Origin of the sequence: Microbacterium sp. PI-1 (assembly GCF_004337555.1) — a bacterium.
GTDB lineage: Bacteria > Actinomycetota > Actinomycetes > Actinomycetales > Microbacteriaceae > Microbacterium > Microbacterium aurugineum.
The window spans coordinates 201,838-214,282 of sequence record NZ_SJYZ01000001.1 but is presented as its reverse complement, the minus strand read 5'-3'; the positions used below and the strand labels follow the sequence as shown (position 1 = coordinate 214,282).

The window sequence follows — 12,445 nt, the reverse complement described above, 5'->3', positions numbered from 1 at the left end:
CTCGGTCCTCGGCTCTCCGGAGCCCCGCTCAGATCCCGGCGCGCGCGCCCGGGCACGTAGACCTCCCCGGTGCGTTGCGTACGACCCGGCTCCCGCTGCTCGACCCCTCGCCCGTCGTCCCCGGTGGATTTCCCGCCAAGGCCTTCGTCGGCGAAGTCGTCCCCTTCCACGTGGTGTCGTTCCGCGAGGGCCACGACATCATCGGTGTGCATCTCCGCCTCACGTCGCCCTCCGGAGAAGAGACGCTCCACAGACTCTCCCCTCGTCACGACGGCACCGACACCTGGTCAGCAGACGTCGCGCTCGACGAGCAGGGCACCTGGCACTACCGCTTCGAGGCGTTCGCCGATGACTTCGCGACTTGGGCCCACGCGGCGGCGTTGAAGGTCGCCGCGGGCGTCGACATCCCCGTGATGGCGGCCCTGGGGGCCGAACTGCTCGCGCGCGCCGCCGCGGAGAAGGACCGCCCGGCCGCGCAGCGACGACGGCTGCTCACAGACGCCGAGTCACTGCGGAGCGGCGACGGCGCGGTGACCGCGGCCCTCGCCGCGGACCCCCAGCTGACGGAGATCTTCCGCGCCCGGCCTGTCACGGCGATCCGCTCCGCCACCCCCGAGCAGAGTCTCGTCGTCGATCGGCCGGCCGCAGGAGTCGGTGCCTGGTACGAGTTCTTCCCGCGCTCCGAAGGCACCAAGCGGTTGAAGGACGGGACGGTACGGAGCGGGACGTTCCGCACAGCGACGAAGCGCCTCCCGGAAGTCGCGGCGATGGGCTTCGACGTGGTCTACCTCGTACCGATCCACCCGATCGGCATCACGAACCGGAAGGGACGCAACAACACCCTCACGGCGGAGCAGGGCGACCCGGGATCGCCGTATGCCATCGGTGCGGAAGAGGGCGGCCACGACGCGATCCACCCCGACCTCGGCACTCTCGCGGACTTCCGGGCCTTCGTCCGCGCCGCGCGGAAGGAGGGCCTCGAGATCGCGCTCGACCTCGCGCTGCAGGCCTCCCCCGATCACCCCTGGGTCAGGGAGCACCCGGAGTGGTTCACCACGCTGCCCGACGGCAGCATCGCGTACGCGGAGAACCCGCCGAAGAAGTACCAGGACATCTACCCGCTCAACTTCGACAACGACCCTGCGGGGATCTCGGCGGAGATGCTCCGGGTGGTTCAGCACTGGGTCGCGCAGGGGGTGAAGATCTTCCGGGTCGACAACCCGCACACCAAGCCTCTGCAGTTCTGGGAGTGGCTGATCGCGGAGGTCAACGCGGTCGACCCTGACGTGATCTTCCTCGCGGAGGCGTTCACCCGTCCCGCGGTGATGCGCGCCCTCGCCGCTGTGGGGTTCCAGCAGAGCTACAGCTACTTCACCTGGCGGAACACGAAAGCGGAGCTCGAGGAGTTCCTCACCTCGGTCTCACACGAGACCGCCGACTACATGCGCCCGAACCTTTTTGTGAACACCCATGACATCCTGACCGAGTATCTGCAGTTCGGCGGTCGGGCCGCCTACCGGGTCCGTGCCTGCATCGCGGCCACGGCAGGACCGGTCTACGGCGTGTACGCCGGCTACGAGCTCTTCGAGAACGTCGCCCGCCCGGGTTCCGAGGAGAACATCGACAACGAGAAGTACGAGTACAAGTTCCGCGACTGGAACGGGGCCGAGGCTCGCGGGGAGTCGCTCGCGCCGTTGCTGCGCAGGCTCAACGAGATCCGCGCCGCCCACCCGGCGCTGCGTCAGCTCCGCAACTTCTCGACCCACTGGAGCGACGACGACGCCGTCCTCGTCTACAGCAAGCACCTCGCGGCGCCGTTCACCGGGAGCGGGCACGCGGACACGATCATCGTGGTCGCCAACGTCGACCCGCATTCGGTGCGGGAGACCACCGTCCACCTCGACACGACCCGGTGGGGTGTTCCCCTCGGCCACCCGTTCGAGGTCGAGGACCTCCTCACCGGCGCGATCTGGACCTGGAGCGACCACAACTACGTACGACTCGACGCCTTCGCCGAGCCGGTCCACATCCTGAAGGTGAGGGAGCGATCATGAGCTACGCGGAAGACGTCGCCGCATCCACCGAATGGGAGGCGGTCTCCTCGGCCACCCACCATGATCCGCATTCCGTGCTCGGCGCACATGCCCACCAGGACGCCGCCGACCGGACGGTGACCGTCATCCGCGTCCGACGCCCTCTCGCGTCGGAGGTCGCCGCCGTTTTCGATGATGGAACCAGACTCGAACTCTCCCACGCCGCGCACGGCATCTGGGAGGGGCAGCACGTCGGTCCCCCTCTCCCCTACCGGGTCGCGACGCGCTACGCCGATCACGCGGAAACCGTCGTGGGCGATCCTTATCGGCACCGTCCCACCCTCGGCGACCTCGACCTGCATCTGATCGCCGAGGGGCGTCACGAACACCTCTGGGAGGCGCTGGGGGCGCACCCCCGAACCGCGGAGGGCGAGCCGGGCGTCTCCTTCGCCGTCTGGGCACCCAACGCCACCGCCGTGCGCGTGGTGGGTGACCACAACGACTGGAACGGCGAAGCCCACGCGATGCGTTCGATGGGGGTGAGTGGAGTCTGGGAGCTCTTCATCCCGGACCTGTCGGTCGGCACCCGGTACAAGTACCAGATCCGTACGCGTGACGGGGCATGGATCCTCAAGGCCGACCCCATGGCGCTCGCCGCCGAAGTTCCTCCGGACACGGCCTCCGTGGTGACTTCCTCGTCCTATGCCTGGTCCGACGGTGCGTGGATGACCCGGCGTGCGGCAACGCATGCCGTCGCGCAGCCACTCTCGATCTACGAGCTCCACGTCGGGTCCTGGCGTTCCGGACTCGGGTATCGCGAGCTCGCGGGTCCGCTGATCGACCATGTGACGGCGGCAGGGTTCACCCATGTCGAGTTCATGCCTCTGGCCGAGCATCCGTTCGGCGGCTCGTGGGGCTACCAGGTGAGCGGGTACTACGCGCCGACGAGCCGGTTCGGCAGCCCCGACGATCTGCGCTACCTGATCGATCGTCTGCATCAGGCCGGTATCGGCGTCATCATGGACTGGGTGCCGGGGCACTTCCCGAAGGACGCCTTCGCCCTCGCCCGCTTCGACGGTCAGCCGCTGTACGAGCACCCCGACCCGCGCCGCGGCGAACACCAGGACTGGGGCACGCTCATCTTCGACTACGGACGCCCCGAGGTCCGAGGATTCCTGGTCGCCAACGCGCTCTACTGGCTCAGGGAATTCCATGTCGACGGGTTGCGGGTCGACGCGGTCGCTTCGATGCTCTACCTCGACTACTCCCGCGAGGCCGGCCAATGGGAGCCCAACATCCACGGCGGACGCGAGAACCTCGAAGCGATCCGGTTCCTGCAGGAGGTCAACGCCACCGCCTACCGCCTGCATCCGGGGATCATGATGATCGCCGAGGAATCCACGAGCTTCCCGGGCGTCACCGCCCCCACCGATCACGCGGGGCTCGGGTTCGGCTTCAAGTGGAACATGGGGTGGATGAACGACTCGCTCCAGTACATCTCACGTGATCCCATGTACCGCTCGCATCATGAGGGCGAGATGACGTTCTCGTTCGTCTATGCCTTCGGCGAGAACTACCTGCTGCCGATCAGCCACGACGAGGTCGTGCACGGCAAGGGGAGCCTGCTCACGAAGATGCCGGGCGATCACTGGCACAAGCTCGCCAACACCCGCGCGTACCTTGCATACATGTGGGGGCACCCGGGCAAGAAGCTCCTGTTCATGGGACAGGAGTTCGGTCAGCTCGCCGAGTGGTCGGAGAGTCGCGAACTCGATTGGTGGCTTCTCGACCAGCCCTCGCATCTGCAGTTGCAGGATTTCGTGGGCGCGATGAACCGGACCTATCGCGCACAGGCACCGCTCTGGGCGCGGGACAACGACGGGTCGTCCTTCCATCGACTCGGTGCGCCGAACTGGGATCCGTCCGTGATCGCGTTCGAGCGGCGCGACGACCACGGAGGACGCTTGGTCGTCGTCAGCAACTTCGCGGGCGTCGAGCACGCCGGCTATCGCCTCGAGCTCCCCCGGGAAGGGGTGTGGCAGGAGGTTCTCAATACAGACGCCGCCGAGTACGGCGGCCGAGGCTCGGGAAACCTCGGCATGGTCTTCGCGAGCGCGGATGAGGGCGCCGCTCCCACCGCGGTGGTGACACTCCCCGCGCTCTCGACGCTCTGGCTGCGCCATCAGCCCGAGCCGCACGTGCCCACCGTGAGTCACGGGTGACAGTGCACCCGACCGGTTCCCGTCTTCCCTAGAAGAGCAGCGAAGAGAGCCGGTTGCGGGCGGAGACGACGCGCGGGTCGGCTGCCCCGATGAGTCCGAACAACTCGACCAGGCGCTCCCTGACAGGAGTGCGCTCATCGGAGGGCAGCTGCGCGAAGAGGTCGAGCAGTCGACCGAACGCATCGTCGACGTGACCTCCCGAAAGGTCGAGATCCGCGACATCGAACTGCGCCTGGACATCGAGCGGACGCTCGGCGGCCGCCGCACGGGCCGCCTGGAGATCGAGCCCCTGGACGCGATCGAGAAGGCGCACCTGTCCCAGTCCGGCGAGGGCTTCCTCGTCACGCGGGTTCTCGGCGAGTGCCTTCTCGTACGCGCGGATCGCGGCGGCGTAGTCCCCGACCTCGATCGCGGCGAAGGCCTCGGCGTGCAGCGGCGGAAGCTCCGGCTCCTCCGGTGCACTCGGTGCGTCAGCAGCCGCCGTCTCCTCGACCGCGAGAGTGCCGGTGACACCGTTCTGTGCGGCGACCTGCAAGAGCTGGGCAAAGACCTCTCGCACCTGCTGCTCCGGCACCGCACCGGTGAACATCGGCACGGGCTGGCCGGCGATCAACGCGACCACCATCGGGATCGACTGCGCCCGGAAGCTCTGCGCGAGCTGCGGGTTCGCATCGACATCGACCTTCGCCAACAGGACGCGCCCGCCGAGTTCGCGGGTCACCTTCTCGATGATCGGGCTGAGCTGCTTGCACGGACCGCACCACTCCGCCCACAGGTCGACGACGACCGGCACCGTGCGCGAGAGCTCGAGGATCTGGCCGAACGTCTCATCAGTGGCGTCGACCACGACGTCGACGACGCCGGGCGTGGCCGTGCTCTCGGACGGCGACGCCGGCCGGTTGCGGAGGCTCGAAAGGTCCACCGCGCCACGCAGCGCGGCCGGGGAGATTTCACTCACTTGATCACCTTCACGGAGAGGAGGTCCTGGTGGACTGCCAGGAGTCGGATCTGTTCCGTCGATCCCTGTGCGGGGACCGAGAAGAACAGCTGGAACTCGTACGTCGTCTCGACGCCCTTCGCGGACTCGGTCGCCCCCGTCAGCGCCTTCGCCTCGGCGTTGTCACCGAATCGGATCACCACATCCGACGACGTCGGAGTCACGGTCTCCTTGTCGGTGAGAGACACGGCGACGATCGCACCACTATCGAGAGTGGTCATCGAGATGGGCTCGGCTGTCGTCGGGGACATGTCGAAGGCTGCCTTCGACGTCTCTGACGCCCCCTTGTCGGCGAGGTTCTTCACGACGGCCTGCCTGCTGTCGGTGATCGAGCTCGCGAGATTCAACGCGAGGTCGTCGAAGAGACCGTAGTACTCGCTCTTCTCCCCGGCATCGACGACATCGGCGAAAGCCGGAGCGAGCTCAGCCGGTGGAAGCGTCAGGAAGGCGGAGTCGGACGGCACGAGGGAGGTGCCGAGCCAGGTGGCTGCGACGTCGGGGAACACAGCGTCCGCCGACATCTCCGCCATGTTGCTGATCCGGTAGTTCGACCACGGATCCGCCTGCGTCATCATGAGGAGGACCGGGGGCACGGTGTCGTCACCGGTGCTCTTCGACAGCATGAGGACCGTGCGGGGCCAGCGGTCGGTGGCCTCGGGGAGCACCACCTCGAAGTCGTCGGTCGGGATGGCTGCGGGTAGCGCCATGTCCGCGATCTTCGACCGCAATGCATACTCCGTGGTCCGCGCGGCGAGTGCGGGGCCGTCGAGACGAGTGGTCGCGAGGTCGAGGTCGAGCGCGGAGTCCGCTTCGGCGACGGTCTCGGACGCGGACTGCAGGATGCGCTTGGCCTGCGACTCCGTCACAGCGGGCGGCTTCTGGTTCTCGGGGGCGATCACCGTCGGGCTCGGCGACGGAGACGCCGAAGCGCCGTCGAACTGGGGCCAGGAGTCCGCCGAGCATCCGGCAGCGAGGACGGCCGTCAGACCGAGTGCCGGGAGTGCCAGCATCCGACGCCGCCGCATCGGGCGCGCCGCTCGCATGGCGTTCTTCGAGTCGGTTCCCTTGTGATCGTCCACGATCTCCGCATCTTCGGTCCCGTCGTCCGATGCTCCGTCGACGGAAGTCTGAGATTCCGATGTATCGTTCCCGGCTTCGAGTGCGGCGCGCTCCGCGGGCGGAAGCGCGGCGACGTCGATCGGCTCGGTCGCCGGAAGCGGGCCGGGACCCTTGCGACGAGGGCCGCGTCCTCGCCGCTGATGGCGGATCCCCAGCACGTACAGGATGAGTCCGATCAGCAGCACGATGCCACCGGCGACCATCAGCGGCCCTGCCAGAGGCGTCTTCGTGTCCAACGGCCAGGAGACCGTGATCTGGTCGGGCGCGTCGAGCGTGCCGTCGTAGGCGATCAACGTGCTCGTTCCCTCGGGCAACTGGATCTTGTCGACGGTGAGGAGGTTCTCATCCTCGAAGGAGTCCAGCCACAGGTCAGACCCTCGCGGGTCGCGGCCTGCGGGTTCCTCGGTCGCCCCGTCGCCCGCGTCCTCACCGGCGTCCGTCGAATCCGGGTCTTCGGGTGCCGTGACGTGCTCGACCGACAACTCGCCCTCGTCGTCCACCGTCACCCGGTTGTAGTCGGAGTCAGCCAGCCAGGCCTCCATGTCGGCGGTCCGACCGTAACTGCTGAAGATGTCTCCCTGGCCGCGGACGATCAGCTTCTGCGCACCCGGGTTCGTCCGCAGGACGTCGCCATCCAGCAGCACGAACGGTGCGGGCTCATCGATCTCGACCTGCGTCTGCTGCGAGTCGGGCCCCATGAATATGGTGCGCTGGGCGATCCCCGCCCCGATCAGCACCGCGGCCAGCACGAAGGCCACCACGGCCCATACGAAACGCACGAATAGTCTCCTCACGCATCACCGGCATCTGCCCGCGACGCAACACTCGACATTTCAGACTAGCGAAATCAGCTGTGTGTTGCCCACGAGGAGGTGCAGTGCGGGCAGGAAACGGCACGTCGCCCGCTGCTCGAGGCTCCCGCTCGGTAGCCTTGCTGCAGCCGTTTCGAGGAGTCCACAGATGAAGATCCACAATCCCTTCCGCACCGCGCTGGTGGCGACGCTCGGAGTGGGGTTGGGGATCCTGCTGATCAGCAGCGTGCAGACGCTCTCCACGGTGCTCCTCTACGTCGGCACCGCGCTCTTCCTCAGCCTGGGCCTGGATCCGCTGGTCTCGTTCCTCGAACGCCGCAAACTCCCCCGGTGGCTCGCCGTGTTGGTGACCATCGTCGCTGTCCTCGCCGTGTTCAGTGGGATCGTCCTGATCATCCTCCCGGTGCTGGTGGACCAGATCTCTCAGCTCATCGCACAGATCTCGGCGATCGTCTCACGCGGGAACCTGATCCCCGATCTCAAGGAGTGGATGCAGGCCACGTTCCCCAACCTGCTCGTCGATGACGTCTTCACCTACGTGACGGAATGGCTCACGACGAACCTGGCCGAGATCGGCGGCTCGATCGGTCAAGGGGTCCTCGTCGCGAGCGGCGCTGTCCTCAGTGGACTCTTCGGGGCGTTCATCGTGCTCATCCTGACGATCTACCTGACCGCGTCGACCCCCTCCCTCAAGCGCGCCGTCTACCAGCTCGCCCCGGCCTCGAAGCGCGATCGGTTCATCGATCTCTCCGAGCAGATCACCGACTCGGTCGGCTACTACGTGATGGGCCAGGTCTCCCAGGGTGTGCTCAACGGCGTCCTGAGCGCTATCTTCCTCTCCATCATCAATGCGCCGTTCCCCACGGTCCTCGCGATCATCGCGTTCTTCTTCTCGCTGATCCCGCTCGTCGGCACCCTGACGGGCTCCACGATCATCGTGCTCGTATGTCTCATCCCCGGGCTCGGCTCGCCGGGAATCGCGATCGCCGCTGCCATCTACTACTTGATCTACATGCAGATCGAGGCGTACGTGATCTCCCCGCGCATCATGAGTCGTGCGGTCTCCGTTCCGGGAGCTGTCGTGGTCGTCGCCGCACTCGCCGGAGGAAGCCTGCTCGGGCTGCTGGGGGCGCTCATCGCGATCCCCGTCGCGGCGAGCATCCTGATCATCTACCGTCAGGTGCTCATCCCCCGCATGAACGAGCTCTGAGGCGAGGCGGAGGGCTCAGTCGGCCTCGGGCCAGTGCGTCGCCAGCGGGAGCGCCGACGGGTTCACCGCCGCCACGATCTCGGTGAGCACGCGCCGGGTCTGCGTCTCCCCGACCCACAGATGCTTGCCGCCGTCCACGGCGATCAGATTCGCGTGCGGGATCGACGCGAACCGTTCACGTGCCTCGTCCGGACGCAGGTAGTCGTCGAGTTCCGGCACCAGGATCACCACGGGCACGTCGACCGCACCCCAGGCAGCGACTTCCGCGTCCGTCGCGCGGTGCAAGGGCGGGGAGAGCAGGATGATGCCGGCGGTGTCATGGTCGCGACCGTACTTGAGGGCGAGCTCCGTACCGAACGACCATCCGACGAGCCAGGGATTCGGCAAGGCGCGGTCACGGACGAAATCCATCGCCGCCGCCACGTCGAACTGCTCGGCAGCACCGCCGTCGAACGCGCCATCGCTGGTCCCGCGCGGCGATGTCGTTCCGCGGGTGTTGAAGCGCAGGACCGCGAGGTCGGCGAGAGCAGGCAGGCGGGCCGCTGACTTACGGATGATGTGGGAGTCCATGAAGCCGCCCGCGGTGGGCAACGGGTGCAGCGTCACGAGCGTCGCCACCGGTGCGGTCTCCTCCGGCACGGCGAGCTCGCCGACGAGCGTGAGCCCGTCCGCGGTCGTCAGCTCGATGTCCTCGCGCTGCGCCGGAAGCTCCAGCGGTCCTCGGATCTCCATGCTCACGCCATCCTCCAGCAGTGTGTGTGCCAATGTCTACGCGCGGCGAGGTCCGCCGCGTCGCCCAGCACTCCGTCGGCACGCCAGGTCACGAGGTGCGCCGTGCCGATCACGATCTGTCCGCCACAGCCCGGGCACACGTACGCCTTCTGTGCCTGCACGGCAGACACCGGCTGCACGGTCCACTCCGCGCCGCGGCGCGTCTCTGTGCGCTTCCAGCCGGCGAGCAACCTGTCGAACGCGTCCTCGGGTTCCGGGCGCGCCGGAGGGCGTCTGCGTGAGCGTGGCATGGCGCCTGCTCACCACCAGTGGTTGTTGGTCCAGAAGTTGTAGGCGCCGGCCCAGCTGCCGTACCGTCCCGTGGCATACCCCGTCGCCCACCGCAGGTTGTCGACCGGGTTGTAGCCGTTGCCCGGCACCTTGCTGCAGGGCAACGCCTGAACCAGGCCGCACGCGCCCGACGACTGATTCGTGGCGTTGGGATTCCAACCGCTCTCACGCGAGACGATGTAGTCGACGTACTGCCAGTCGCTCTGGGCGATCCCGGCGGCAGCCATCCACTCGGCGGGTGCTCCGCCTCCCGAGTACGGGGGCAGGGACGATCCGCCGGACGACCCGCCGTTCGAGCTGGACGCGACCGTGGGAGCGGGCTTCGGCTTCACGTACACCTCGAAGGTGCCGCGTTCGATCGGCGTGATCGCCGCACCGCTCACGGTGACCGCGAGGTTCTGGGTATCGGCGAGAGCCAACGAGTAAGCCGAGTCGGGTGAGTCGGTCGGGGTGGGGTCCGCCAGCGCCACTCCGGTCGGTGCGACGAGTGCTCCGGCGAATCCGACCACGGCGAGGGTGCTGAAGACACTCACCACACCGCGTCGACGCGACCAACGGCGAGCACCCGGGCGCGCGGCTTTCACCCTGGCCGCGGGCACCGGCGAGGAGTCGCTTCGTTCGAGGTTCATGTCGTTTCGGGAGTTCACGATGAAGGACAGTCTACGCAAAGGCGCCTGAATCGACCATCAGGAACCTCAGCGGACGGCGAGGATGACGTCGATCGTCGCGTCGAGGAGAGCATCGACCTGCTCTTCGCGGTAGCCACCGCGCTGCATCCGGAAGGCTGCCGAGCGGAGTTGTTCCGCGGTGAGCGCATCGCCGTCACGCAGATAGCGCACGATCCTCGTCGACACGTGGTCGACCTCGTCGATGCGATACCCGAAGGTCAGCACGCCGGTGCGAGCGAAACGATGACGACGGGGTCGGGCGAGGTGGTCGAGGATCACCTGCGCATCGGCTCTCGCCTGATCGACCCAGGCGCCGGCTCCCTGCGTGCGCACGACGCGCTCGCGCTCGCGAGCGGCGAACGCGTCTTCCACGCGACCGAGAGCCGCATCGACGTCAGCGACCACGTAGCCGCCCTTCACGAGCGGGAACGAGGCGATGCGGACGTCTTCCGCACTCAGCTCGTCACCCCCGGACTCGAAGGCACGACGAGCAGAGGCGAGAAAGGTGTCGACCGCTGCGCGATGGTAGCCGCGCTCACGCCCGGTCGTCAGCGCGAACGCCGGCGGTGTCGTCGTCGCCTGTTCTTCGAGCTTTTCGTCACTCATCACATGACCACCCAGGGAGAAAGGAGGAAATACAAGCAGAGCGCGGGAATGGTCGACGGCAGGATGCTGTCCAGCCGATCGAGCAGTCCGCCGTGACCGGGCAGCCAGGAACTCATGTCCTTGATACCGAGGTCACGCTTGAGCATGGACTCACCGAGATCACCGAGCGTCGCGGAGAGGAGGATGGATGCGCCGAAGATCAGGCCCGCCCACCAGGGCAGCTCCAGCAGGAAGATCGCAAGCAGCACCCCTGCGATCAGGGACGCGGCGACGGCGCCACCGAACCCTTCCCACGTCTTCTTCGGACTGATCTTCGGGGCCATCGGATGACGCCCGAACGCCAGCCCCGCGGCATACGCCCCCGTGTCGGCGGCCACGGCGATGGCGATGAAGCTGAGCACCCACCACTGACCGCCCTCCTGCTCCAGCAGGATGAGGGCGACGCCGGCGAGGAACGGCACGTAGATCTGCACGAATCCGCTGATCACGGCATCGGTCAGCACGTCGCCGTAGGTACGACCGTCTTTCACCACCATCTGCGCGATCAGGCGCCAGACGACCACGAAGGCGACCGCGACGAACAGCATCACCCAGCACAGCCAGGGTTCGGCGAAGTACGCGGAGAGAACCAGGAAAGCCGCGGCGATCAGCTGGGGCACGACGTCGATCCGTCTGCCGGACGCCCGCAGCGCGCGGGAGAGCTCGTACACGCCCAACAGCGCGGCGGCGAGAGCGAACGGCACGAAGAGCGCCTTGATGAACAGCAAGGATGCGAGCAGGGCAGCGCCGAACGCAAGGCCGATCAGGATCGCGAGGATGAGGTCGCGGCCCGTGCGCTGCTTGATCCGCTCGTTGGCCTGATCGAGCTGATCCCGTGCATGTGAGACGTGGCTGCCGAGCTCGTCCCGTGCGGCTCGCCACTGTTCACGGATCGCGTTGTGGTCAGCTGTGTCCAGCGGCCCGACGGGGTCCTGAGATGTGTACTCCGGCGTCACCGGAAGCGGCGGACGCGGCGGAATCGCGTCCGCGTCGAAGGAGGGAAACGCCGCGTCCACGAGCGGGATGCCGTCGGCCGGCGCACCACCACGCGCATCCCGGCGCGTCGGTGGCGTGCCGTCATCGGCATCTCGCGTTTCGTCAGACATCCCGACTACACCTCGAGGAGTTCGGCCTCTTTGCGCTTCAGCGCGTCGTCGATGAGTTCGACGTGCTGACGCGTCAGACCGTCGAGCTCCTTCTCACCGCGGGCGATCTCGTCCTCTCCGAGTTCGCTCTTGAGCGCGTCCAGCTCGTCCTTCGCCTTACGACGGATACCGCGGACATGCACCTTGGCGTCTTCAGCCTTGGTCTTGACCAGCTTGACGTACTCCTTGCGGCGCTCAGCCGTGAGCTCGGGCATCGTGACGCGGACGAGGTTGCCGTCGTTGGTGGGATTGACGCCGAGGTTGGGCATGTCCCGGATGGCCTGCTCGATGGCCTTGAGCGCCGACTTGTCGTACGGCGTGATGATGAGGGTGCGCGCCTCCTGGTTCGCCAGCGATGCGAGCTGCGCGATGGGGGTCGGCGTGCCGTAGTAGTCCACGAGGACCTTCTGGAACATCTGCGGGTTCGCACGACCGGTGCGCACCGTGGAGAAGTCCTCCTTGGCAGCTTCGACCGCCCGGTTCATACGAGTGGTGGTTTCAGCGAGGACGTCCGCGATCACGGTGACTCCTA

At 67.3% G+C, this 12,445-nt stretch carries 11 protein-coding genes; 3 read left to right on the top strand and 8 right to left on the bottom strand.

The features are described 5' to 3' along the window. Positions 1-95 precede the first annotated feature (95 nt). Positions 96-2,054: an alpha-1,4-glucan--maltose-1-phosphate maltosyltransferase gene (locus tag E0W80_RS00990; protein WP_240740428.1), complete on the top strand. Its 1,959-nt coding sequence runs from the start codon at positions 96-98 to the stop codon at positions 2,052-2,054. Beyond that, positions 2,051-4,255 (top strand): 1,4-alpha-glucan branching protein GlgB, encoded by a 2,205-nt coding sequence (gene glgB, locus E0W80_RS00985; protein ID WP_131490962.1) that lies wholly within the window; start codon positions 2,051-2,053, stop codon positions 4,253-4,255. Before E0W80_RS00990 ends, glgB begins: the two co-directional genes overlap by 4 nt. Before the next feature lie 28 nt (positions 4,256-4,283). On the opposite strand, the gene E0W80_RS00980 is transcribed toward glgB, so the two are convergent. Beyond that, complete coding sequence (locus E0W80_RS00980; protein WP_131490961.1) at positions 4,284-5,213, bottom strand: tetratricopeptide repeat protein; 930 nt, start codon at positions 5,211-5,213, stop codon at positions 4,284-4,286. Then, the gene (locus tag E0W80_RS00975; RefSeq protein ID WP_131490960.1) at positions 5,210-7,150 is read right to left on the bottom strand and encodes a glycosyl transferase; all 1,941 of its coding nucleotides are present in this window, start codon (positions 7,148-7,150) and stop codon (positions 5,210-5,212) included. The genes E0W80_RS00980 and E0W80_RS00975 overlap by 4 nt, the downstream gene beginning before the upstream one ends. Before the next feature lie 181 nt (positions 7,151-7,331). Here E0W80_RS00975 and E0W80_RS00970 point away from each other — a divergent pair, with 181 nt between their 5' ends. Then, positions 7,332-8,393: an AI-2E family transporter gene (locus tag E0W80_RS00970; protein ID WP_047523349.1), complete on the top strand. Its 1,062-nt coding sequence runs from the start codon at positions 7,332-7,334 to the stop codon at positions 8,391-8,393. 15 nt (positions 8,394-8,408) lie between these two features. On the opposite strand, the gene E0W80_RS00965 is transcribed toward E0W80_RS00970, so the two are convergent. Genes E0W80_RS00965 through frr form a run of 6 tightly spaced genes read right to left on the bottom strand, consistent with a single transcriptional unit; the run spans position 8,409 to position 12,434 of the window. Then, positions 8,409-9,125, bottom strand: coding sequence for an alpha/beta hydrolase (locus tag E0W80_RS00965; protein WP_131490959.1), 717 nt, complete (start codon positions 9,123-9,125; stop codon positions 8,409-8,411). Between the two features lie 2 nt (positions 9,126-9,127). Beyond that, positions 9,128-9,415: a hypothetical protein gene (locus tag E0W80_RS00960; RefSeq protein ID WP_047523352.1), complete on the bottom strand. Its 288-nt coding sequence runs from the start codon at positions 9,413-9,415 to the stop codon at positions 9,128-9,130. Positions 9,416-9,424: 9 nt separating this feature from the next. After that, positions 9,425-10,102, bottom strand: coding sequence for a transglycosylase SLT domain-containing protein (locus E0W80_RS00955; protein WP_240740425.1), 678 nt, complete (start codon positions 10,100-10,102; stop codon positions 9,425-9,427). Between the two features lie 48 nt (positions 10,103-10,150). Continuing rightward, the gene (locus E0W80_RS00950; protein WP_131490958.1) at positions 10,151-10,729 is read right to left on the bottom strand and encodes a DivIVA domain-containing protein; all 579 of its coding nucleotides are present in this window, start codon (positions 10,727-10,729) and stop codon (positions 10,151-10,153) included. Continuing rightward, positions 10,729-11,874 (bottom strand): phosphatidate cytidylyltransferase, encoded by a 1,146-nt coding sequence (locus E0W80_RS00945; protein WP_131490957.1) that lies wholly within the window; start codon positions 11,872-11,874, stop codon positions 10,729-10,731. Before E0W80_RS00945 ends, E0W80_RS00950 begins: the two co-directional genes overlap by 1 nt. Before the next feature lie 5 nt (positions 11,875-11,879). Further along, positions 11,880-12,434: a ribosome recycling factor gene (gene frr, locus E0W80_RS00940; protein WP_047523362.1), complete on the bottom strand. Its 555-nt coding sequence runs from the start codon at positions 12,432-12,434 to the stop codon at positions 11,880-11,882. Positions 12,435-12,445: the final 11 nt, after the last annotated feature.